Origin of the sequence: Natrinema hispanicum, assembly GCF_900111485.1 — an archaeon.
GTDB lineage: Archaea > Halobacteriota > Halobacteria > Halobacteriales > Natrialbaceae > Natrinema > Natrinema hispanicum_A.
On record NZ_FOIC01000006.1, the window covers coordinates 117436 to 139486 of the forward strand.

A 22051-nucleotide genomic window follows, 5' to 3' on the forward strand; every position below is an offset into this window, starting at 1 on the left:
GCTCGAGCGAGGTGACCGCCGTGGCTGACCGCGTCCCGACGACGTGTATGCGCTGTGCGGTCGGCTGTGGACTCCGCCAGCAGCCCGCCGACCAGGGCAACGGCCTCAGGGCCGTCAGTGGCGATCCAACGCATCCGATCAGCCAGGGGCTGGCCTGTCGGCGCGGCATCCGCGAGACCGCCGATCCAGACGGCGAGCGGCTGACTCAGCCACTCGTTCGCGAGGACGGCGACCTCGTCGCGACGACCTGGGAGGTCGCCCTCGAGCGTGCGACCGATGGACTCAGAACCGCGCTCGCTCGAAGCAGCGATGCTGTCGCCGTCCTGGGCAGCGGCCAGCAAACCACCGAGGCTGCCTACGCGCTGGGGAAACTCGCCCGCGGTGGCATCGGCACGCGGTACTACGATGCGAACACGACGCTGTGTATGGCGTCGGCGGTCACTGCCTACGATGACGCCTTCGGCAGCGACGCGCCGCCACCGACCTATGACGACATTCCTGCGGCCGAGAGCCACGTTGTCTGGGGAGCGAACCCCGCGGTCGCCCATCCCGTCTTGTTCCGCTGGATTCGCCAGTCCGCGGCCCAAGACGACTCTCGACTCATCGTCGTCGACCCCGTCCACAGCGAGACTGCCGCGGCCGCCGACCTCCACGTCTCGCTCGAGCCCGGCGGCGACCGCGCGCTCGCTCGAGGGGTCCTCGCTCGTGTCCTCGAAACAAATCGGGTCGATGAGGACTTCGTCGCCGAGGCGACGATCGGGTTCGAGGCGCTCTGCGCGGACCTGCCCGACGTAGCCGACGCCGCCACGCGGGCGGGTGTCTCGATGGCCGACATCGAACGGCTGGCCGACGCGCTCGCGGCTCCGACGCTGCTGTACTGGGGGATGGGAATCAACCAGAGCGTCAACGGGACCGCGGCTGCGGGTGCGCTGATCGATCTGTGTCTCGCGACCGGCAACCTCCGGCCAGGGTCGGGGCCGTTCTCGCTGACTGGCCAGGCCAATTCGATGGGCACCCGCGTCTGCTCTGCGAAGGGAACCTGGCCCGGCCATCGCCCCTTCGACGATCCCGATCATCGCAGGACAGTCGCTGCGGCCTGGGATGTCCCGGTCTCGCGACTCCCCAGCGATCCGGGCCCAGGCCCGGTCGGCCTCGTCGACGCGATCGGCGACGAGGTCGAGGCGGTCTACGCGGTCGCGACGAACCCCGTCGCGGGCATGCCGGACGCAACGCGCGTCCGCGAGCGACTCGCGGATGCCTTTCTCATCGTCCAGGACGCCTTCCAGGGCGAGACGGTCGACTACGCCGATGTCGTCCTTCCCGCGGCGACGTGGGGCGAGACCGAGGGGACGACGATTTCCATGGATCGAACTGTCTCGCGAGTGCGGGCCGCGACGGAGCCGCCGGCGGGTGTTCGGACGGATCTCGAGCTCATCGGTCGGCTCGCCGAGCGCCTCGTTCCTGACCTGTTCGATGACCAGCTCGAGCCCGCCACAGTCTTCGACGAGTTCGCGGCGCTGACCGCCGGTACCCCGGCCGACTGCTCGGGGCTCAGTTATGAGCGACTCGCGGCCGAACGTGCCGTCCGCTGGCCGGCACCGACTGCGGACGGGTCGGTCGGCTACCGGTACTACGACGGCGGACCCGACGATGGCGCGGATGCCGACGCATCGTGGACGTTCCCGACGCCGTCTGGGCGGGCGCGGTTCTCGAGCAACGAGACTCGACCGCTTCCCGACCCGCCAGACGACGCCTACCCGCTTACGCTGACGACCGCACGCCGGTCGGACGCGTACAACACCGGGGTGCGAACTGACACGGACGACGTTCCGACGGCGCGGCTCAGTCCGGCGACGGCGGCCGCGTTCGCGGCTGTCCTCGAGCAGCCCGCCGACGGACCCGCTGACGACGAGCGCCGACTGGCACGGCTCTGTTCTCGGCGAGCCGCGGTCACTGTTCGCGTCGAATCCGACGCGGCGATCCCTGATGGCGTCGTCTGGCTGCCGATCCATCATTCGAGCGTCAACACCCTCACGATCGCTGCCGTCGATCCACGGTCGAAGGAGCCGAATTTCAAGCAGTGTGCGGTTCGTCTCGAGCCGCCCCGTGATCCGGTCGGCGAGAGCGGCCTCGACGATTCCTGACCGCCGCTAACCCCGGGCACGTATTTATCAACTACCGGAACGTATTGGGATGTATGCCAGAAGAAGTGCTGTTCAAATCCGAAAGCGACCTGAACAGGGGCGAAATCGCGTCGTTACTCCGTCGCGTCGCGGACAATCTGGATGCCGGCGAGGCGATCACGCTCTCGGCTGGCTCCGACTCCGTCACCCTCGACCCGCCGGCGCGGCCGACCTTCGAGGTCAAAGCCGAACGCGAAGGACCGACCGACGCACCCGGTGAACTGTCAATCGAGTTCGAACTCGAGTGGGACGAAGACGGCGGCGACGGTGGCGGCGGTGGCGACCTCTCGATCGAGTAATACTGCCGGACAGAACGGTTCAGACATCGATTGCATTCGAGACGCTGTCGCCGTCGGCGACAGCCGTCAGGACGCGATCGAGTAGTCACTGACGGTTGTCCGGGAGGATCCCTACCGGTGTTCGCGGGTGCGCTCGTAGGCGTACTCGAGCGCGTCCTCGAGCGAACCGGGACCGTCGTAGCTGGCTGAAAAGAGAGCCATGAACTGCCGAGCGATCTGCTTACACCGTTCGAACGTCAGAACGCGTCGTACTCGCATCGTGTCCGAGAGATCCAGCCCCGGATAGCTCGTCGCGGTCAGTGCGTAGCCGGGGTGGTCCTCGCCGTCGAGCGAGGCCGGGGCGACTTTGAGGCGGAGGTCTCCTGACTCGTGGCGATACGTTCGATACTCCATCTCTCGGTCGGTATGCGTCGGGGTGTAGGTCCGAGACTCTTCGGTCGTCCACTCGAGCGGCACGTCAGCGTCCATCGATCACTCCTATTGGCCCAAAAGCTACGTCCGTATCGCAACGTGCAATATTCCCGAACACAATGCCGCTATCTTCACTATTGGAGAGTTCATGCTACAAAATGCGGTTATATTCTGACTGTTCGTCTATCGATACTACGTCGTGGCGGACGATCGACGAATCTCCGGTCCGAATCGAATGATGTCGGTGGCAGCCGGGCTAATGAGCGCGATCAGTCGTCGCTCGAGGATTCCGCCGTGGCCTCCTCGTCGCCCGCGGGGCTGACGCTGCCGGTCCGGTAGCCATGAAGATCGAGCGTCACATGCTCGAACCCCAACTGCGAGAGTTCCTCGCGAACCGTCTCCGCGAACTCACGGGTCAACGCACGCTCGAGTTCCTCGGGCGCGACCTCGATCCGGGCGAGGCCGTCGTGGTCGCGGACGCGGAACTGGTCGAAGCCCCACTGGCGCAACAGGGCCTCGGCCCGTTCGATTCGCGTAAGTCGGTCGTCGGTGACTGCGAGTCCGGTCGGGATGCGCGAGGAGAGACAGGCCATCGAGGGCTTGTCGGCGACCGAGAGGCCGTAGTGGGCGGCGATCTCGCGGACCTCTGCTTTCGTGATGTCGTGGGCAAGCAGCGGCGAGTGAACGTCGAGTTCGTCGACCGCTTGCAGGCCGGGCCGGTGGCCAGCGCCCGGATCGTCAGCGTTGGTCCCGTCACAGACCGTCCCGATCCCGAGTTCGCGGGCGGTCGCTTGCATCTCGCCAAGGCGCATCGTCCGGCAGTGATAGCAGCGATCGTCGTCGTTTTCGACGAACGCGTCGCTGTCGAGTTCCGAAAAGGAGACGATCTTGTGGCGGATGCCAATCTCGTCGGCGACGCGTTTGGCGTCCTCGAGTTCTGCCTCGGGGAGCGTCTCACTCTTTGCAGTGCAGGCGACGGCATCGTCGCCGAGTGCGTCGTGGGCGAGTGCGGCCACCACGCTCGAGTCGACCCCGCCGGAGAAGGCCACGAGGACCCCATCGCGGGCCGCGAGGTCGTCGCGGGCGGCCTCGCGTTTCGCCTCGACCGATGTCATGACCCGTCGTTCGGGCCGCGCGGCCAAAAGGACGTTGTCACGATGCCGTGCGGTCTCGATCGTCTGTCGCCGACACAGTGGACGGCTGCAGTCAGTAGCGCGCCCGGTGGTTAAGGCGTTGTCCGGCGGAGGATTGCTGAGACGACTATGATCCTCGTCGACCGCCTCCGCTCGCTTTCCGAGACCGAGGGGCACACTGAAGCCGCAGACGACCGCCCGCGCAAAGAACACGTCGCCGACGCCGTCGTTCGCGGGATTCAGGGCGGGTTCGTCGCGACGCTCATTATGACCGCCTTTCGCCTGCCACTCTTGCGATCGCTGCCCCCGTCGGCGAACTTCTGGTCACAGTACGTCAGCCGTGATACCCCCGGCAATCATCCGCGTATCTCTCTGGTCTTGCACATACTCTATGGCGTTGGGTCCGGTGCGATCTTCGGTGTCCTCTTTGCCCGGTACGATGCCGGCCGATCCATCGAGCCCGAACAGCGCGGGCTCGTCTGGGGATCGATCTATGGGCTGGCCCTGTCTGCCGTCGGCGTGCAGGTCGTGTTACAGGACCTCCTCGACATCCGCCTCGAGGCCGACGAACTCGCGCTCTTCCACGCCGGCCACCTCGTTTACGGCCTCTCGCTGGGTGCCTGGGTCGGCTCCCGAACCGAGGGCGTGGACGATCCTGACCGGGAGTACGAGTACGCCGGTGGCAACTGATTGTCGTCCATCGTTGTCCGTGACGCAGGCTCGAGGTGACTGAACACGCAAGCCGGACGCCGATCAGTCACCGTCGTCTAGCTGCTGTCGTGACCGACTACTCGGTGCACGAACCCGACGTTTCGGGGACGACGACCGAGGAATGGGATGAGCCACAACTCGAGGACTTCGACACCGACGATATAGGCGAGGTCGCGGATCACTTCATCCTCTTGGCGTCGGGATTCCCGCCGGAGAACTTCACTGACCTCAAGCTTCCGGTGGTCGAGCCCGACGGCGACCTTAACAAGAACGCCTTGCAGACGGCCAAAAGCGGCGGCCACGGCGCTGGCGCGATCGACGATAGAGACGAAGAGAAACAGGAATCGTTCGAGGAGCTGATCGACAATCTCGCGAACGAGGGCTTCGAGAACGCCGATTTCGGGGAGTGAGCGGCGTTACTCCGGCTCGAAGCCGCCAACGAGATACTCGAGGCCGAACAGCGCGATCGCACCGACAACCGCCCATGCGGCGGTCAGTGTTATGGTTTCTGTCGTCCACGCGTGCGTCTTGGCGATGTTGGTTAGGGGAGCAGGCACCGAGCCGGCGATAAGGCTCACGAGGAAGACGAGCGTGAGCCCGCGGTGGCGATCTAATGCGATGCGGACGACGCGGGCGATCGTGAGGAGCCCGGTAGCACCACCGACGACGAACAGCACCACGGTCGTTCCCGGATCGGTGACGGCCGCCAGCGAGCCTCCGCTGGGCAGGGAACCAAGCGCGTGAACGAACGCGCTCAGTTCCGACGAGAGGAAGACGTACTGGCCGAGTAAGATTAGGATCAGTGATCCTGAGATCCCCGGGAGGATCATTGCGCTGACGGCGATCGCACCGGCGAGGACGATCACCATCGGGCCGCTTCCGGGCAGCGAGACGATGTCGGCGGCGACCAGCAACGCGAGGCTGGCCCCTGTCACTGCGACGCCGACGTGTGTCGGCGAGTCGATCGTAAGGCTTCGGCCGAGCGTGATCACCGAGGCGGCGATCAGACCGGTAAAGAAGCCGAACATCGCGACCGGGTGGGACTGTGCCAGTGATGAGACGGCGTCGGCGACGACGACGACCGCGGTGATGATGCCGACGCCGAGCGGGAGTAAGAATCCCAAATCCAGCTCGAGCAGCGCTTCCCGTGCTTTCGTCCGCCGGTCGGGATGGTAGCCCCGGAGCACGGCGGCCGCCCGCCAGGGCGTAAACGCGGTGACCGCGGCGATCAGCCGGCCATAGAAGCCGAGCAACAGCGCAACGGTCCCGCCGGAGACGCCGGGCAGAGCGTCTGCCGTTCCCATACAGAGCCCGTAGCCGTAGGTCCGCAGCCACTCGAGGCGGTCGTCGACCGCGTCCGAACGTTCATACTCCATGCGTTCGGGTCGGTCGGTCCTGACGTGGGTCCGTTCGCTGCCACTGTCCCCGATCGGGCCATTCGGGCTGCCGCTTCGGTTGCACGTCCGGACGCTAGTCACGTGTCCGTATAAACCCTCGACACCGCTGTCAGTCCATGCTACGGGGGATGTCGGCACATCTCATGTACGGCTGGGCGGGCCAAATTCGCCCGATCCGGGCGGGAACTTTTTCTCGCTTCGGTTTGATACGCACCTCGAGACATGGACCTCGAGTCGATTCCGGGCGTCGGCGAGAAGACGGCTCGCGCACTCGCTGCTCTCGACGATCCTGAGCGCGCGCTGCGGACGGGCGACGTGGCGACGCTTGCGACCGCACCGGGGATCTCTCAGGGCCGGGCCGCCCGCATCGCACGGGGGGCAATCCGGCTCGAGCACGACGATCCGGGTGGCTTCCTCGCGACCGACCGCGCCCGCGAAATCTACCGCGAGGTCCTCGGCCTGCTCAAAGACCGTACCGTCACCGACTACGCCGCCCAGCGCCTCGAGACACTCTATCCGAGCCCACGGCGTTCGCGTATCGACGAGGTGCAGGCGTTCGCCCGGGAGGCACTCGAACGCGAGCCCACCCCCGACGTACTCGAGGCACTCGAGGGCGTCGAACCGCTCCGCGAACCCGGCGACGTGCGGGTCCGCGAGCGCTGTCTGGCGACGACCGACGCCGAACGCTACAGCGAGGCCCGCGAGGCGATTCCGGAACTCTCCGTCGAGGTCGTCGAGGACACCCAGGGGCTGGCGGAACTTGCACGTGGCTACGCGACGGTGATCGCCCTCGACGAATCGTTCGCCGGCGTCGCACTCGACGGGGACGTGCAGGTCCGCCCCGACGCACTCGAGAACCCCGCCGAGATCGTCCCCGAGCGACCGCTTGCGTTTTTCGCGCGCAACCGCGATCGGCTGCAGGCGGCCATCGCGGTCCATCGAGCCGCCGATCTCGAAGCCCCTTGCGATCTCGTGGCGCTCGAGGATGGGCTCTCGCGGCTGGCCGAGGACGGCACGGTTGCGGGCGACGACGAACTCGACCGGTTGACGACGGCGGTCGACGATTTGGATACGGTCGCGAGTGCAGCCGAGAGCGTCGCCAACGACCAGCTCCGGGAGGCGATCCGCGAACAGGATGTCACCATCGAAGGGTCGGACCTGCTCTCGTTGGTCGAGCGCGGGGCCGGCGTCGATTCCCTGCTGTCTCGCGAACTCGCAGACGAGTACGCTGTGGCAGTCGATGCGGCCCGCGAGCACCTCATCGACGCTCTCGACCTCGACGCCGGCGAGGCCGAGATCGCCCGTCGTGCGTTCGGCGACGAGCCCACGTTTCCAGTCGAGCGCGACGAGGACGTCGTCGGTCGGCTGCGCGATGAACTCACGGCAGCGAAAGAGCGCCGCGCGGGACGGCTCAAACGCGAGCTCGCAGCCGACCTGGCCGACCAGCGCGAGGGGGCCCGACAGCTCGTCCGCGACGCCCTCGAGCTAGATGTCGAACTCGCAATTGCCCGGTTTGCCGACGACTTCGACTGCGTGATGCCGGCGTTTGTCGACTCGGCTGACGCTGTCGGCTTCGACATCGAGGGCGGCCGCTCGCCGCTGCTCGACGAACCGCTCGAGCGAATCGATCCCGTCGATTACGCGGTCTCGGGCGTTGCCCTGCTCTCGGGGGTCAACAGCGGCGGGAAGACCTCCACGCTCGATCTGGTCGCGAGCGTGGTCGTGCTGGCCCACATGGGGCTGCCCGTCCCCGCCGAGCGCGTGCGCCTGCGGCGGTTCGACGACCTCCACTACCACGCCAAGACTCAGGGAACGCTGGATGCAGGCGCGTTCGAGTCGACCGTTCGCGAATTCGCCGACCTCGCGCAAGGCGGCGAGGGGTCGCTCGTGTTAGTCGACGAACTCGAGAGTATCACCGAGCCCGGCGCGTCGGCGAAGATCATCGCCGGCATTCTCGAGGCGCTTTCTGAGAACGGCGCGACGGCAGTGTTCGTCTCACACCTCGCGGGCGAGATCCGCGAGATGGCCGCCTTCGACGTGACTGTCGACGGCATCGAAGCCGTCGGACTGGTAGATGGCGAACTCGAGGTGAACCGCTCGCCGGTCAAAGACCACCTCGCGCGGTCGACGCCGGAGCTGATCGTCGAGAAGCTCGCGGGTGAACACGACAGCGCGTTCTACGGGGACCTGTTGGAGAAGTTCGAGTAGCCGAGCCGTGGCGGTGTGATTTATGAATATCCTTGTTACTATGTCAAAAAAGGACAGCTGACATAGACTCTGTCCGGGATGTGGACCCACCGAAGGGTTAAGATGCTGCGGAAGCAGGGTGAAAGTGATGGCAGACGACCCCGACGAGGGGATGTTGTCGTGGGACGAATCCGTGTTCAAAAACGAGCACGTCTTCGAGATCGACTACGTCCCCGAGACGTTCAAGCACCGCGAGGGCCAGACCCAGAGCCTGACGTATGCGCTGCGTCCGGCGGTGCGGGGGTCGCGACCGCTCAACGTCGTGGTGCGGGGCCCACCTGGCACGGGGAAGACGACGGCGGTCCAGAAGCTGTTCGACGAAATCGGGACGCAGACGAGCGACGTCCGGACGATTCGCGTCAACTGTCAGGTCAACGCGACGCGGTACTCGGTCTTTTCGCGACTGTTCGAGGGCACGTTTGATTACGAGCCTCCTTCGTCGGGTATCTCGTTCAAGAAGCTGTTCGGCCAGATCGCCGAGAAGCTCGTCGAGGAAGACAAGGTCCTCATCGTCGCACTCGATGACGTCAACTACCTCTTCTACGAGAACGAGGCCAGCGACACCCTCTATTCGCTGCTGCGGGCTCACGAGGAGTACCCCGGTGCGAAGATCGGCGTCATCGTCGTCTCCTCCGACCCCGCCTTGGACGTCATCGACGAACTCGATTCCCGGGTCCAGAGCGTCTTCCGCCCCGAAGACGTCTACTTCCCGGTCTACGACCAGCCCGAGATCGTCGACATCCTCGCCGAACGCGTCACACGCGGTTTCCACGACGGGGTTCTCTCACGAGATACCCTCGAGTACGTCGCCGACCTCACGGCCGAAAGCGGCGATCTTCGGGTCGGGATCGACCTGCTCCGCCGGGCCGGGCTCAACGCCGAGATGCGAGCCAGCCGCACTGTCGAGCGCCAGGACGTCGAGGATGCCTACGAGAAATCCAAGTATATCAACCTCACCCGGTCGCTGTCGGGACTCAGCGACACCGAACAGGCATTACTCGAGGTGATCGCCACTCATGACGGCGAGCAGGCCGGCGCAGTCTACGAGGCGTTCCACGAGCGGACCGATCTGGGCTATACGCGTTACTCTGAGATCGTCAACAAACTCGACCAACTCGGCCTGATCGACGCCGACTACACCGACGTCGATGGGCGGGGTCGCTCGCGGTCGCTGTCGCTATCCTATGAGAAAGCGGCGGTGTTAGAACGCCTCGAGTAAGCACCGCGCCGCCTCGTTCCCGATGGTGGCTTGCCTACTCGGCCCGTGAGCCGTCTCCGACGGCGATCTATCGGTCTTGATAGATGGATTCGCGGTAGTCTTCGACCACCTCGATGGCCGAGTTGATTTCCGTCGCGGTGGTGCCGTTGGCCCGTGTGCGGGCCTGTCGGAGCGTGTTCAGCTGCTCGTCGAGGACAGCGTGGTCGGGCTGGCGGTCACCTCGCACGTAGTCCGCGAACGACTCCCTTGTGTCGTGGATATCGTCGCGGACATCGTTGCTGTCTGCTGCCTTCGCTGCTTTTTCGAGCTCGTCGCGAGCCTGTTGGAGTTTCTCGGACATCGCTGCAGCCACCACGAGTCGCTGTATAACGGTTGGGCGAGCAGTGGCCACGTCCCAGCGTCTCCGAATGGACCAGGGTGTTCGCAACCGCTACTCGTGTTGGCGTTCCTTACTCGTCGGTGTATGGGTGGCCTTCAGACGGCAGGCCCCTCATACACGAGCAGCGCCTCGAGAAACGTCAAAACTACCTGTGATACTGACTGGGCGCTTTTTTCTTGTCGCGTTCTCCCCATCACGTGCATCATGCCAGTATCACGACGCACGGCACTGAAATCGATGGGTGCCGCAGGTGGGTTGACTGCAGCGAGTGCCACCGTTCTGGCCGGCGGTGAATACGAACACGACCAGCGCTCGAGCGACGCGGACTCGGTCGATACGTCGAAAGAGATGTCTGGTGCGGCCGTCCGGGTCGCACACTTCTCTCCGGACGCGCCAAACGTCGACGTCTATGTCAACGATGAGCAGGTACTCGCAGACGTCGCCTACGGTGACGTCTCGCCGTACTTAGAGCTCAAGCCGGGCACCTACACGGTGACGATCACGGCCGCTGGCGACCCGAAGACGGTCGCTTTCGAGGGCGACGTGACCTTCGGTGCCGCGTACTACACCGTCGCCGCGATCGGCGAACTCGGGGCCAGTACCTTCGAGCCGGCGGTGCTCGTGGACGCGGGCTCGGCACTCGCCCGTCTCGTTCACGCCGCACCTGACGCGCCGGCGGTCGACGTTTACGCCGATGGCGAACTGCTCTTCGAGAACGTCGCGTTTACCGATGCGACCGACTACGTCCCGGTTCCCGCCGGGTCGTACACCCTCTCAGTCCGGCCGGCCGGCGATCCGGAGACGACCGTCGCCTCGTTCGACGTCACGCTCGAGCGGGGGATGGCCTACACCGGCTACGCGATCGGCTACCTCGAGCCACCGGAAGACGCGATGGACCGCGAGTTCACTGTCGAGGTGACCGTCGACGGTCCGACAACCGACGACGATATGTAGCTACCTGGTTCGGTGAGACGCCTTTTTTAGACAACTCGCCATCCCTCTCCGGCCGGGTATGCGAGCGGGTCAAGTGGCTCGAGCCCCTGACGCCGACAATGAGCGACGCGCAAGGCCCGCTGCAGCCGGACCGTCCAGACGTCGATCGCCCCTTTGCGGTCGACGCTCCCTTCGAGCCCGCGGGCGACCAGCCCGAAGCGATCGAGGCGTTGGCCAATGGCTTCCGATCGGGGATGGACAAACAGACCTTGCTCGGGGTGACCGGCTCCGGGAAAACGAACACCGTCTCCTGGGTGATCGAGGAGATCCAGAAGCCGACACTCGTCATCGCCCACAACAAGACGCTGGCGGCCCAGCTCTACGAGGAGTTTCGGAATCTGTTCCCGGACAACGCCGTCGAGTACTTCGTCTCCTACTACGACTACTATCAGCCCGAGGCCTACGTCGAACAGACCGACACCTACATCGATAAAGACGCCTCGATCAACGACGAGATCGACCGCCTCCGACACTCCGCGACTCGGTCACTGCTGACCCGCGAGGACGTCATCGTCGTCGCCTCCGTCTCCGCCATCTACGGGCTCGGTGACCCGCGCAACTACGTCGACATGTCGCTTCGCCTCGAGGTCGGCGAACAGATCGGCCGTGACGACCTGCTGGCCCAACTCGTGGACCTCAATTACGAGCGCAACGACGTCGATTTCACGCAGGGCACGTTCCGCGTTCGGGGCGACACGATCGAGATCTACCCGATGTACGGCCGGTACGCCGTCCGTGTCGAACTCTGGGGCGACGAAATCGACCGCATGGTCAAGGTCGACCCGCTCGAGGGTCAGACCCAGGGCGACCAGCAAGCCGTCTTGATCCACCCCGCAGAGCACTACTCGATTCCGGAGACGAAACTCGAGCGCGCGATGGACGAGATCCGCGACGACCTAGACTCCCGAATTTCGTATTTCGAGCGACAGGGCGATCTGGTCGCCGCCCAGCGCATCGAAGAGCGAACGACGTTCGACCTCGAGATGATGGCCGAGACCGGCTATTGTTCGGGCATCGAGAACTACTCGGTCTACCTCTCCGATCGCGACTCCGGCGACGCGCCCTACACCCTACTGGACTACTTCCCCGACGACTTCCTGACCGTCGTCGACGAATCCCACGTCACGCTGCCCCAGATCCGTGGCCAGTACGCCGGCGACAAGTCCCGCAAGGACTCGCTGGTCGAGAACGGCTTTCGGCTTCCTACAGCGTATGACAATCGCCCGCTCACATTCGATGAGTTCGAGGAAAAAACGGACCAGACGCTGTACGTCTCGGCGACGCCGGGCGACTACGAGACCGACCACAGCGACCAGATCGTCGAACAGATCGTCCGGCCCACCCACCTCGTCGACCCACAGGTCGAGGTCGCGGACGCGACCGGGCAGGTCGACGACTTGATGGATCGTATCGACGAGCGCATCGCTCGCGACGAGCGTACCCTCGTGACGACGCTGACCAAACGGATGGCCGAAGACCTGACCGAGTACCTCGAGGAAGCAGGCGTCGACGTCGCCTACATGCACGACGAGACCGACACGCTCGAGCGCCACGAGATCATCCGCTCGCTACGATTAGGTGAGATCAACGTGCTCGTCGGCATCAACCTCTTGCGGGAGGGCCTGGACATCCCCGAGGTCTCGCTGGTGGCGATTCTGGACGCCGATCAGGAAGGGTTCCTGCGCTCGGAGACGACGCTCGTCCAGACGATGGGTCGTGCGGCGCGAAACGTCAACGGCGAGGTCGTCCTCTACGCTGACGAGCCGTCGAACGCGATGGCGTCTGCGATCGAGGAAACACAACGTCGCCGACGGATCCAACAGGAGTACAACGAGGACCACGGTCTCGAGCCCACCACCATCGACAAGGAAATCGGCGAGACCAACCTCCCTGGGTCGAAGACCGACACCAGCGACGTCTCCGGTCGTGAACTCACCGACGAAGACGACGCCGCGCGCTATATCGACGGACTCGAGGCACAGATGCAGGAGGCAGCGAACAACCTCGAGTTCGAGTTGGCGGCCGATATCCGAGATCGGATTCGGGAACTTCGAGACGAGTTCGATCTCGATGGTGGTGACGACGAGGGAATCGCGCCGCCGACCGAGGAGTTCTGAAAGGACGCGGGGACAACTGCACCAGTTGTGACCGCTAGTCCGGCATCCCTGACAGCGTCGAGAAGCGCTCGTAGGCCAACTCGATCGACTCGATCGCCATCCCTCGATCGGTGCTCACGAGGCCCGGCCCAGACCACTTCGTCGGATACGCACCGTCGAACTCCCACCCCCATTGACTCTTGCCTTGAAAGCCGTCTTTCACCGTGACGACGATGTTTTTCCTGGTGAGTGTCCCACTCATGACCGTCTGAATCCACTCCCAGAAGGTCGTGTTTTTGGTCAACCCGCGTCGGAGGACGAGGTTCGCGTGTGCGAACTGGCCGGGTAACTGGTGGACGCGATCGTTGACGCCACCCTCTCGGTACGGGACGGTTTCCAGTTCCATCGTGATCCCGCCGACCTCGGCGAATCCAGCGACCGGCTCGCCGTCGACCTCGACCTCGAAGTTGTACTGTGCGTAGGGATCGGTTTCGTGCGTGTCTGTTGCCATCACTTCGGTACTGCGCGGTGGTATCTGCACCCCAGATACCGTGGTTCGTAGTTAGCCCGATTCCGGCGGGTTACGGAGGATGATCCCACCGCCAGCGTCGTCACGTCTGTGGCCGCGACCACGACTGCCACGGTGGCCACGGCCCCGCTCCGACGGTGTCTCGTTCATTCGATCGTTGATCTCGCTGATCTCCGTACACCAGCGCTGTCGTTCCCAATGGGGCATGTTCAACACCGTCTCGTGGCTCCACCCGAAATGGTAGGCCACGAACGCGATCTCCTCGTAGAGGCGATCCGGTTCGTACAACCGGATTACTCCACTGGATTTCCCGGCGTTGATTCCTCACCGTCGTTCGAGTCGACGCTGGCCGCTTGCATTTCGGTGGCCTCGAGTCCGGACGAGTCGATCGTACCGATTCCACCGAGATCACCGCCGACGCCGGTCGCGCCGGCGTCCCTTCCAACCTGAGTCATGGGACTGCTTGCACCGTCAGTCGTGAGGTGGGCACCGCTTTCGGCGTCGACCTCGAATCGCTCGCCACACTCTGGACAGGCCGTCTCGACGGCGTTTACCCCCTGGTTGTTGATCCGCTCGTACAGCGCCTGTAGATACTCGAGATCCGAGACGAACAGGTCCTCGATGACGCTGACGTCGATCGTCTCGAGGTCGCCGAGTTCGGTCACGACCCGCGAGAGCAAGACGAGCGTGAGATACGAGGAGTTCGACTGGACGCGAGGGGATTGTAGTGGCTCGATCTCATCGGCTGCCGTCGCGAGGCGCATGCGCCCCTCCTTGTGGAGCGTTCCCTCGTCGTCGACGTACCCCTGCGGAAGGGTAAATTCGAACTCGGTCTGGAGCGTGCCGCCGGTCATTGTCGATCACCCCGACGGTCACAGCCGACGACGACGCGCTCGGCGAACGGTGCTGCCCGACCGGTGTGAACCACACCCTCGTCGTCAACGTACCAGTCCGAATCAAACCGGGCGGGCGAAACGGTATCTGCATCCGGGAACTGATTGGCTGGCCGTGTCATACGTTCTTGCGCTCCATCTCGTCGAACGTGACGACGTAGGATTCGGTCGCGAGGTTACCCTGCCCGCCCCCGCCGTGGGCGTTGAGCGTCGGCGGTCGATACTCTTTGATCCATGCCTTCGTGAACTCGAACCGAAGCACCGAGTCACCGACTTCGTTCATGATGATCACGGCGATGTTCTTCCGGCCGCCGTCGTCCATCTTCCCTTGGTCGACGGCTTTTCGCCACTTGTAGAGCGCCTCGTTTTTCTCGTTTGCACCGCGAACGAGAACGAGGTCGTCGTACTGGGTGTCTCCCCAGAGCTTTCGGTTGTGTGATGGATCGTTGCCTTCGCGGTATTCGACCTGTTGGGTTCGCATCGCTGGCAGTTCGACCTCGACGAATCCGGGGACGCCGACGCCGTCGAGTTCAACCTTGAATTCGGTTTGTCTGAGTGGTCCGTGTGAATCTGGCATTGTCGTGGTAGTTGCGTATTGGTTTTGGAGCTGTCAGCTATGGGTGGGCAGTGCTATGTGTCGCTGGTATCCTGACTGATCCTGAAGACGACGAACTCGGCCGGTTTGACGGGCGCAATGCCGATCTCGACGATGAGTCGGCCGTTGTCGATATCGTCTTGTGTCATCGTTTCCTCGCCGCATTTGACGTAGAACGCCTCGTCGGCGGTGCTGCCTTGTAGTCCGCCGTCTCGCCAGATCGTCGTCAGGAAGTTCTCCGCGGACTGGCGGACGCGGGCCCACAGGTCCTCGTCGTTGGGCTCGAAGACCGCCCACTGGGTCCCCTCGTCGATCGACTGCTCGATGTAGAGGAACAGCCGCCACACGTTCACGTACTTCCAAGACGGATCGCTGGACGTCGTCCGCGCACCCCAGAGGCGGATGCCACGACCCTGAAAACTCCGAATGCAGTTGACGCCCTTCGGATTCAGCACGTCTTGTTCGCCCTTGGTGATCGTGTGTTGTGTGCCGAGGATGCCCCGAACGACTTCGTTTGCGGGTGCCTTGTGGACGCCGTGTTCGACGTCGCTTCGCGCGAAGATTCCAGCGATGTGGCCGCCAGGCGGGACGAGCCGCTTTCGGTTGGTCAGCGGATCCGTCGCCTCGACCCACGGATAGTAATAGGCTGCATATGAGGAATCAACCGGCGTCTCGAGCTCCGAGATCGCACCCGCGTTCTGCGGTGCCTGCAAGATCGCGAACCGCTCACCCATGTTCTCACAGTGAGCGACGAGCGCCTCAGTCAACCCCTCGATATCGTTTTCGTCAGGGACACACATGAGTGAGACATCGTCGAGTTCCCTGAACGCCGCAAGACCGGTTCGCATCCCGGGCTTGTCGATCCCTTCGTAGTCACTCAGCGACACGCTCTCTGTCTCGGGCACTGCCGAGAGATCGGAGACCACGTCGACGTCGACCGCCTTTTCGCCGGCACGGATCTCCTCGAGAGCAGCCTGCAGATCCTCCTGAGACTGTGACGCGTCGATGTCGAACGGTTTGGCGATCCCCTGTAATTCGGTGTACGCTCGTTCCTCGAGATCGTCAGGGATGTAGGCAGCAGTCTCCGACTCGTCGCCGACCTCGATTAGCCCACCGTCGGCGTACTCCTCGGGGACATCCCGAGAGAGCCAGGAGAGCCCTTCGGCGGGGCGGCCCGCAGCTTGCTGTTCGAGGTCGACGAGCACCGATCCCGGGATCTGTTTCTCGTAGAACTGGCTGGATTCGGGATCGGCCGACATGTCCTCGTAGACTTCTTCGATGTCGGGCGCGGGATCAGGTTGATCGGATGCAGGTTTGCTGACCGCCTCGAGATCACACGACCAGTACCGATCTTCGCTTCAGTCCGACTCGGAGACAGGCGTGTTTCTCGGCTCGTTCGAGCGGACGCCCGACGGTGGCTGGACGGATTCGGAGGCGTCGGCACCTCGGGAGTTCGTCTACGATCACGACCTGCTCTTTGGGACGATCATCGATCATATCACGGACACCGACAACCCTCATCGAACGCCGGTCGAACGGGAGCCGCCCGACATCCCGGACGATATTACGGCGGTTTCGGACCGACTCGACGCGCTCGAGGACGAAGTCGAGCGCGTCACACGAAAGCAGGCGACGCTGACCCGATACATCATGCGCAATACACTCACAGAGCGGGCGCGCGTGTTCGACGCCCTCGCCGAGCGGTTAGAACGGCGGACGAGCGAGGGCGACGCCAGCCGACTCGCTCGTGAGATCGCGACGGCCGCTCGCACAGCCAGCGGACAGGTGTGTGAGAACGAGGCTGCCTACCGCAGTCACGTCCGGCAGGTCCTCGAGCAACTGATCGAACTCGGTGACCGACTCGAGGGAGCGACGACCGAAGCCAGTCTCGAGCGCTATCTCAGATCTGTCTCCGACCTTCAGGAGACGCTCGAGGACGACGGCTCGATTCTCGACATGGCAGAAACACAGGATCGCGTCTGCGAGGCCGCGGACGCACTCGACGTGCTCGTGGATATCGTTCCGGACGAGTGACGACAGGCCGTCGGTACTGCGCTGACGGACATGCGAGTCACTCGAGTAAGAGGAGATTGGGGTTCTCGAGATATTCCATCACGGTGTTCGTAAACCGAGCACCGACGGCACCGTCGATCAACCGGTGGTCGAACGACAGCGAGAGGGTCAGCACCGAGCGGGGTTCGATCGATTCCGTACCGTGCTCGTCGGTGACGACGCGTGGCTTGCGTTTGATTTCGCCGATCGCGAGGATGCCTGCTTCGGGGTAGTTGATGATGGGCGTGGCGTACTCGCCACCGATGCCACCGACGTTGGTGATCGTAAACGTCGACCCGCGGAGCTCGTCGGGGCTGATCGTTCGGTCGCGGGCCTTCTGGACGAGTTCGTTCATCTCCGAGGACAGTTGGAGGAGTCCTTTCCGGTCGGCGTCCTCGACAACTGGCACCATCAGTCCGACGTTGGTCGCGGTCGCGACGCCGATGTTGTAGTAGTCACGGTAGACGATCTCTTCGGCGTCCTCGTCGATGACGGCGTTCATCTCGGGGTGTTCTTTCAGCGCCGCCACGACGGCTTTCATGAGAAACGGCATGTAAGTCAGCCGGATGCCACGCTCCTCGGCGCGAGGGATGAGTTCCTCGCGTGCGTCGACGAGTGCGGTCACGTCGACCTCGTCGTGGTGGGTGACATGGGGTGCGCTGTATTTGGACTCGACCATCGCCTCGGCGATCGTCTTGCGAACGCCGCGGAACGGCTCTCGACGTTCGTGCTCGCCGGGAGCGAAGTCGGCCTCCGCCGTCCCGACCGGCTCGCCCGCTTCGATTGCCTCGCGATCGGCCTCTTGGGCCCGGCGCTGGGCCTGGGCGTACTCTCGAACCGCTTCGGGCGTGACGAACGCCTCACCGTCACGCTCTTCGGTCGCCGGAACGGCGTCGATATCGACGTCTTCCTCCGCGGCGAGCCGCCGAGTCGCGGGTGCTGCCAGGGTCGTCTCGCGATCGGTGGCCTCGAGTCGCGCCGGTGCTGTGGCTCGATCGGGTGCTGTCGACGCGGCCTCGTCGGCCGTCGCGGTGTCGCTATCGCCCGTGTCAGCAGTCGCGGGTTCGGTATCGGCCACAGGTTCTTGGGAGCGGGATTGCTCCTGTCCCGTCTCGGCGGCGCTGGCGGTCGCCCGTACGTCGACCGTCGTAATCCGACCGCCAGGACCGCTTCCCTGGATGCTCGAGAGATCGAGTCCTGCCTCGCGGGCCAGCCGACGCACGCGCGGCGGTGCGAAGATCCGTTCGTCGTACGCCTCGCCCTGGTCCCTCTCGGCTCCAGTCGCGCCGGGGCTTTCGGCAGCGTCGGCGGCCGTTTCGGTCGCTTCGGCCGCGCCGTCGCCTGCGACATCGAACGAGATGATCACGGTTCCGACCGGGACGACCTCCCCTTCTTCGGCGTGTAACTCGCGGACGGTTCCATCGACCGGTGCTGGCACCTCCACGAGCGCCTTGTCCGTCTCGACTTCCGCAACCGGCTGATCCTCCGTGACCTCGTCACCCGGATCGACCAGCCACGAGACCAACTCTCCCTCGGCGACGCCTTCACCAACGTCGGGAAGTTCGAACTCTCTGACCATGTCAGAACCCCACGGCGTCTCGGATGCCGTCCTCGATGCGCGCTGGCTCTGGCAGGTAGTAGTCCTCGAGTGCGTACAGCGGGAACGGCGTGTCGAAGCCGGTGATGCGTTCGACAGGCGCTTCCTGATAGAGCAGTGCTTCCTCTTGGAGGGTCGCGGTGATCTCGGCACCCAACCCACCGGTCTTGGGTGCCTCGTGGACGACCGCGGCGCGGCCGGTCTTTTTGAACGAGTCGACGATCGTCTCCTCGTCTAGCGGCGAGAGCGTCCGCAGGTCGACGACTTCCGCGTCGATTCCCTCGTCGGCGAGGTTCTCGGCTGCCTCGAGCGTCGGCCGGGTCATCGCGCCCCACGTGTAGACCGAAATATCGGATCCCTCGCGGCGGATCGCGGCCTCGCCGAGTGGCACCTCATACGATTCGTCGGGAACTTCCTCGCGGAAGGCCCGATAGATGAGCTTTGGCTCGAGGAATATCACTGGATCCGGACTTCGGATGGCGCTGGTCAGCAGTCCCTTGGTGTCGGCGGGGGTCGAGGGAATAACGACCTTGAGCCCGGGCTGGTGGACGAACATCGCCTCGGTCGACTCTGAGTGGTGTTCGGGTGCGCGGATGCCACCGCCATAGGGGGCGCGAACGACCATGGGACACGTGTATCGACCGCGCGAGCGCGTCCGTAGGCGCGCCGCGTGCGAGACGATTTGATCGAATGCAGGGTAGATAAATCCCATGAACTGGATCTCGGGAACCGGCCGCTTTCCGTAGGCTGCCATTCCGATCGCCGTGCCGACGATCCCCGATTCCGCAAGCGGCGTATCGATCACCCGGTTCTCGCCGAACGCCTCGTAGAGGCCGTCGGTTGCACGGAAGACGCCGCCGTTCTCGCCGACGTCTTCCCCCATGACGATGACATCGTCGTCGCGTTCCATCTCCGTGTGTAATCCGTCGCGAACCGCCTCGACCAGCGTGAGGTTCTCAGTTTGTGATTGTGTGGCCATCGTTTCACTCCAGGAGCGCGTCGTCGCCGTGTTTCTCGCGGATCGATTCGAAGTACTCGAGTTGCCGGTGCAGTCGGCGGGGCATCCCTTCGTAGACGTGGGCGAAGATCTCCTCGGGGTCGGGTCGTTCGAACGATTCGGCCGAATCGATGGCATCCGCGACATCGTCTTCGATCCGCGCTTCGATCACGTCGACCTGTTCGTCGTCGAGCATCCCGTTCGATCGCAGGTACGTCTCGAGGCGCGGAATGGGATCTTTCTGCTTCCAGCGTTCGACCTCCTCGTCGCTGCGGTAGACGGACGGATCGTCGGCGGTGGTGTGAGCCCCAAATCGGTACTGGACCGCCTCGATGAGCGTCGGTCGGGGTTCGTCCCCGTCGGGGGCTTTGGCTTTCTCGACGGCCTCGCGGGTGACCTTGTACACAGCGAGTGGGTCCATCCCGTCGACCTGGACGCCGTCGAAGCCGTAGGCGGTGGCCTTCTGGGCTAAGGTCGCACTCGCCGTCTGGCGCTCGCGGGGGACTGAGATGGCCCACTGGTTGTTGTTACAGAAGAAGACGGTCGGCGTATCGAAGACGCCGGCGAAGTTCAACCCCTCGTGAAAGTCTCCTTCCGAGGTGGCCCCGTCGCCGAAGTAACAGATGAACGCCTTCTCTTCGCCGTCGAGTTTCGATGCCCAGGACGCCCCCGTCGCGTGGGGGATCTGGGTGGCGATGGGAACCGCGACCGAGAAGATGTTGACGTCTTCGGGCATGTAGTTACCCCGCTCGTGGCCCATCCAGTAGAGCAGGGTGCGCTCGAGCGAGAGGCCCCGAACGAGGCCGACGCCGTGTTCGCGGTAGCTGGGGAAGACCCAATCCTCGGTGTCTAAGGCGTGAGCACTGGCGACCTGTGCGCCTTCCTGGCCGGACAGCGGCGGATACGTACCCATCCGCCCCTGGCGCTGGAGGCTGACGGCCCGCTCGTCGAAGCGGCGCACGAGCCGCATCTGCTCGTACATCTCGACGAGTTCGTCCTCGGTGAGGTCGGGGACGTCGGCACCCTCTCGGACCCGGCCCGCATCGTCGAGTATCTGGACTCGCTCGCGGGGATCGCGCTGTATCGTACTCACGGGAGAACCCACCTATACATACCCTAGCACACGACCGCTCAGGGTAAAGGAGTTTCCCAAAATAGTTTACTATCAGAGAGATTCTTGCCAGCGGCCCACAGAAGTCTCATACTCATCCGGACGAACCTGGACGGAAATGAACGGAAGTGGCTATTTACTGCTGATTGTCGAATCTCAGACGAAAGATTGGAACGAGACTGGACAAAATAGCGCTCGACTGCCGGTTAGGTCTCGGTCTGCTGTGGTTGTGTCCGGCGTGCGTCGGCTCGCGCCTCCGCGACGCTCTTGCCCTCGCGCAGAACCGCATCGACGAACAGCTCGCCCGCTTTGTACGACGACCGAACCATCGGCCCGCTCGCACAATAGAGGAATCCCAGTTCCTCTTCGGCGACGCGCCGCCACGTCTCGTACTTGTCCGGGTGGTCGTAGCGCTTGACCTCGAGATGATTCCTCGAAGGTCGCAGATACTGGCCGAGCGTGACGATGTCGACGCCGCGCTCGCGCAGGTCCGCAAGCGTCTGGTAGACCTCGTGGTCGTACTCGCCGTGACCGAGCATGATCGAGGTCTTGGTGTAAATGTCGGATTCGCGTTCGACCTGCTCGAGCACCGAGAGGGACTGTTCGTAGCCCGCACGCCGGTCGCGAACGGGGAACTGGAGCCGTTCAACGGTTTCGACGTTGTGGGCGATCACGTCCGGTTCGGCATCGATGATCTTCCGGACGAGGTGTGCTTCGCCCTGAAAGTCGGGGATCAGCACTTCGACTACGATGCCCGGATGGCGGGCCTTGATCTCGCGGATCGTCTCCGCGAAGTGGCCTGCGCCCTGATCGGGGAGGTCGTCGCGGTCGACGCTCGTGAGCACGACGTAATCCAGCCCGATCTCGGCGATGGCGCTCGCGACGTTTTCGGGCTCGTCGGGGTCGAGTGGCTCCATCCCGCCCGTTTGCACGTCACAGAAATTGCAGGCTCGAGAGCAGCGATCGCCCATGAGCATGAACGTCGCCGTGCCACCGCGGTCCTGACTGCCGGCCTTGGAGCGCCCGGACCAGCACTCACCCAGGTTCGGACAGTTAGCCTCCTCACAGACGGTGTGAAGCCCGTGGTCCCGTAGCGTCTCCCGGATGCCGGCGAACTCCCGTCCCGACGGCGGACGGCTCTTCAGCCAGTCAGGTTTTCGCGCGCGGCTCATAGTGTGTCATGGGACCGCGTGGTGAAAAACCATGTCG

22 protein-coding genes and 1 pseudogene are annotated in these 22051 nt (G+C 64.1%); 9 read left to right on the plus strand and 14 right to left on the minus strand.

The features are described from left to right. The first annotated feature begins 47 nt into the window (after positions 1–47). Both nasA and BSG09_RS08125 read left to right on the plus strand, forming a co-directional pair. Positions 48–2144 carry an assimilatory nitrate reductase NasA gene (gene nasA / locus BSG09_RS08120; protein ID WP_254799173.1) on the plus strand — a complete coding sequence of 699 codons (2097 nt, stop codon included), beginning with the start codon at positions 48–50 and terminating at the stop codon, positions 2142–2144. A gap of 53 nt (positions 2145–2197) precedes the next feature. Further along, a complete protein-coding gene (locus tag BSG09_RS08125) occupies positions 2198–2482 on the plus strand; it encodes an amphi-Trp domain-containing protein (protein WP_092931964.1) in 285 nt (94 codons plus the stop codon). 111 nt (positions 2483–2593) lie between these two features. Here the strand turns inward: BSG09_RS08125 and BSG09_RS08130 are convergent, their stop codons facing one another. Together BSG09_RS08130 and larE are read right to left on the minus strand one after the other, a co-directional pair. Further along, complete coding sequence (locus tag BSG09_RS08130) at positions 2594–2950, minus strand: hypothetical protein (RefSeq protein WP_092931966.1); 357 nt, start codon at positions 2948–2950, stop codon at positions 2594–2596. Positions 2951–3162: 212 nt separating this feature from the next. Continuing rightward, entirely contained in the window at positions 3163–4008 is an 846-nt protein-coding gene (larE, locus tag BSG09_RS08135; RefSeq protein WP_092931968.1) for an ATP-dependent sacrificial sulfur transferase LarE, read from the minus strand. Positions 4009–4155: 147 nt separating this feature from the next. Between larE and BSG09_RS08140 the strand changes: the two genes are divergently transcribed. Continuing rightward, on the plus strand, positions 4156–4716 hold the full coding sequence (locus tag BSG09_RS08140) for a hypothetical protein (protein WP_092931970.1): 561 nt from the start codon (positions 4156–4158) through the stop codon (positions 4714–4716). 89 nt (positions 4717–4805) lie between these two features. After that, positions 4806–5147, plus strand: a complete 342-nt coding sequence (locus BSG09_RS08145; RefSeq protein ID WP_092932110.1) for a hypothetical protein — start codon at positions 4806–4808, stop codon at positions 5145–5147. 6 nt (positions 5148–5153) lie between these two features. Here the strand turns inward: BSG09_RS08145 and BSG09_RS08150 are convergent, their stop codons facing one another. Then, on the minus strand, positions 5154–6113 hold the full coding sequence (locus BSG09_RS08150) for a DUF368 domain-containing protein (protein WP_092931972.1): 960 nt from the start codon (positions 6111–6113) through the stop codon (positions 5154–5156). A gap of 243 nt (positions 6114–6356) precedes the next feature. Between BSG09_RS08150 and BSG09_RS08155 the strand changes: the two genes are divergently transcribed. After that, positions 6357–8342, plus strand: coding sequence for a MutS-related protein (locus BSG09_RS08155; RefSeq protein WP_092931974.1), 1986 nt, complete (start codon positions 6357–6359; stop codon positions 8340–8342). Positions 8343–8469: 127 nt separating this feature from the next. After that, on the plus strand, positions 8470–9600 hold the full coding sequence (locus BSG09_RS08160; protein WP_092931976.1) for an ORC1-type DNA replication protein: 1131 nt from the start codon (positions 8470–8472) through the stop codon (positions 9598–9600). A 67-nt stretch (positions 9601–9667) separates the two neighbouring features. Here BSG09_RS08160 and BSG09_RS08165 read toward each other — a convergent pair whose 3' ends face one another. Continuing rightward, positions 9668–9940 (minus strand): DUF7553 family protein, encoded by a 273-nt coding sequence (locus tag BSG09_RS08165; RefSeq protein ID WP_092931978.1) that lies wholly within the window; start codon positions 9938–9940, stop codon positions 9668–9670. A 276-nt stretch (positions 9941–10216) separates the two neighbouring features. Here BSG09_RS08165 and BSG09_RS08170 point away from each other — a divergent pair, with 276 nt between their 5' ends. Next, the gene (locus BSG09_RS08170; protein ID WP_092931980.1) at positions 10217–10933 is read left to right on the plus strand and encodes a DUF4397 domain-containing protein; all 717 of its coding nucleotides are present in this window, start codon (positions 10217–10219) and stop codon (positions 10931–10933) included. Positions 10934–11031: 98 nt separating this feature from the next. Beyond that, complete coding sequence (uvrB, locus tag BSG09_RS08175) at positions 11032–13089, plus strand: excinuclease ABC subunit UvrB (RefSeq protein ID WP_092931982.1); 2058 nt, start codon at positions 11032–11034, stop codon at positions 13087–13089. Positions 13090–13123: 34 nt separating this feature from the next. Here uvrB and BSG09_RS08180 read toward each other — a convergent pair whose 3' ends face one another. The 6 genes and pseudogenes from BSG09_RS08180 to BSG09_RS08200 all read right to left on the minus strand — a co-directional run. Beyond that, positions 13124–13579, minus strand: coding sequence for a phage tail protein (locus BSG09_RS08180; RefSeq protein ID WP_092931984.1), 456 nt, complete (start codon positions 13577–13579; stop codon positions 13124–13126). A gap of 51 nt (positions 13580–13630) precedes the next feature. Then, on the minus strand, positions 13631–13885 hold the full coding sequence (locus BSG09_RS08185) for a DUF6760 family protein (protein ID WP_223174695.1): 255 nt from the start codon (positions 13883–13885) through the stop codon (positions 13631–13633). Positions 13886–13890: 5 nt separating this feature from the next. Then, positions 13891–14451, minus strand: coding sequence for a hypothetical protein (locus BSG09_RS08190; protein ID WP_092931986.1), 561 nt, complete (start codon positions 14449–14451; stop codon positions 13891–13893). Then, positions 14448–14612: a hypothetical protein gene (locus BSG09_RS20755; RefSeq protein ID WP_175542169.1), complete on the minus strand. Its 165-nt coding sequence runs from the start codon at positions 14610–14612 to the stop codon at positions 14448–14450. The genes BSG09_RS08190 and BSG09_RS20755 overlap by 4 nt, the downstream gene beginning before the upstream one ends. Further along, positions 14609–15067 (minus strand): phage tail protein, encoded by a 459-nt coding sequence (locus tag BSG09_RS08195; protein WP_092931988.1) that lies wholly within the window; start codon positions 15065–15067, stop codon positions 14609–14611. Before BSG09_RS08195 ends, BSG09_RS20755 begins: the two co-directional genes overlap by 4 nt. A 53-nt stretch (positions 15068–15120) precedes the next feature. Next, positions 15121–16434: pseudogene (locus BSG09_RS08200) on the minus strand (phage tail sheath family protein); the annotation flags it as partial. A gap of 31 nt (positions 16435–16465) precedes the next feature. Here BSG09_RS08200 and BSG09_RS08205 point away from each other — a divergent pair. Then, positions 16466–17119: a hypothetical protein gene (locus BSG09_RS08205; protein WP_175542170.1), complete on the plus strand. Its 654-nt coding sequence runs from the start codon at positions 16466–16468 to the stop codon at positions 17117–17119. A 37-nt stretch (positions 17120–17156) separates the two neighbouring features. On the opposite strand, the gene BSG09_RS08210 is transcribed toward BSG09_RS08205, so the two are convergent. From BSG09_RS08210 to lipA, 4 genes are all read right to left on the minus strand, one after another. Further along, a complete protein-coding gene (locus BSG09_RS08210) occupies positions 17157–18716 on the minus strand; it encodes a 2-oxo acid dehydrogenase subunit E2 (RefSeq protein ID WP_092931990.1) in 1560 nt (519 codons plus the stop codon). A 1-nt stretch (position 18717) separates the two neighbouring features. After that, positions 18718–19713: an alpha-ketoacid dehydrogenase subunit beta gene (locus tag BSG09_RS08215; protein WP_092931992.1), complete on the minus strand. Its 996-nt coding sequence runs from the start codon at positions 19711–19713 to the stop codon at positions 18718–18720. A 4-nt stretch (positions 19714–19717) separates the two neighbouring features. Continuing rightward, positions 19718–20824 (minus strand): pyruvate dehydrogenase (acetyl-transferring) E1 component subunit alpha, encoded by a 1107-nt coding sequence (gene pdhA / locus BSG09_RS08220; RefSeq protein WP_092931994.1) that lies wholly within the window; start codon positions 20822–20824, stop codon positions 19718–19720. 224 nt (positions 20825–21048) lie between these two features. Next, complete coding sequence (lipA, locus tag BSG09_RS08225) at positions 21049–22014, minus strand: lipoyl synthase (protein ID WP_092931996.1); 966 nt, start codon at positions 22012–22014, stop codon at positions 21049–21051. Positions 22015–22051 lie beyond the last annotated feature (37 nt).

Bases quoted from the DNA above. Each gene is read 5' to 3' on its own strand.
- BSG09_RS20755 (WP_175542169.1), bottom strand. From the start codon at position 14,612: ATGACACGGCCAGCCAATCAGTTCCCGGATGCAGATACCGTTTCGCCC.
- BSG09_RS08180 (WP_092931984.1), bottom strand. From the start codon at position 13,579: ATGGCAACAGACACGCACGAAACCGATCCCTACGCACAGTACAACTTC.
- BSG09_RS08215 (WP_092931992.1), bottom strand. From the start codon at position 19,713: ATGGCCACACAATCACAAACTGAGAACCTCACGCTGGTCGAGGCGGTT.
- BSG09_RS08140 (WP_092931970.1), top strand. From the start codon at position 4,156: ATGATCCTCGTCGACCGCCTCCGCTCGCTTTCCGAGACCGAGGGGCAC.
- BSG09_RS08125 (WP_092931964.1), top strand. From the start codon at position 2,198: ATGCCAGAAGAAGTGCTGTTCAAATCCGAAAGCGACCTGAACAGGGGC.
- uvrB (WP_092931982.1), top strand. From the start codon at position 11,032: ATGAGCGACGCGCAAGGCCCGCTGCAGCCGGACCGTCCAGACGTCGAT.
- BSG09_RS08195 (WP_092931988.1), bottom strand. From the start codon at position 15,067: ATGCCAGATTCACACGGACCACTCAGACAAACCGAATTCAAGGTTGAA.
- BSG09_RS08150 (WP_092931972.1), bottom strand. From the start codon at position 6,113: ATGGAGTATGAACGTTCGGACGCGGTCGACGACCGCCTCGAGTGGCTG.
- BSG09_RS08190 (WP_092931986.1), bottom strand. From the start codon at position 14,451: ATGACCGGCGGCACGCTCCAGACCGAGTTCGAATTTACCCTTCCGCAG.
- BSG09_RS08170 (WP_092931980.1), top strand. From the start codon at position 10,217: ATGGGTGCCGCAGGTGGGTTGACTGCAGCGAGTGCCACCGTTCTGGCC.
- BSG09_RS08155 (WP_092931974.1), top strand. From the start codon at position 6,357: ATGGACCTCGAGTCGATTCCGGGCGTCGGCGAGAAGACGGCTCGCGCA.
- BSG09_RS08130 (WP_092931966.1), bottom strand. From the start codon at position 2,950: ATGGACGCTGACGTGCCGCTCGAGTGGACGACCGAAGAGTCTCGGACC.
- BSG09_RS08210 (WP_092931990.1), bottom strand. From the start codon at position 18,716: ATGGTCAGAGAGTTCGAACTTCCCGACGTTGGTGAAGGCGTCGCCGAG.
- nasA (WP_254799173.1), top strand. From the start codon at position 48: ATGCGCTGTGCGGTCGGCTGTGGACTCCGCCAGCAGCCCGCCGACCAG.
- BSG09_RS08160 (WP_092931976.1), top strand. From the start codon at position 8,470: ATGGCAGACGACCCCGACGAGGGGATGTTGTCGTGGGACGAATCCGTG.
- lipA (WP_092931996.1), bottom strand. From the start codon at position 22,014: ATGAGCCGCGCGCGAAAACCTGACTGGCTGAAGAGCCGTCCGCCGTCG.
- larE (WP_092931968.1), bottom strand. From the start codon at position 4,008: ATGACATCGGTCGAGGCGAAACGCGAGGCCGCCCGCGACGACCTCGCG.
- BSG09_RS08165 (WP_092931978.1), bottom strand. From the start codon at position 9,940: ATGTCCGAGAAACTCCAACAGGCTCGCGACGAGCTCGAAAAAGCAGCG.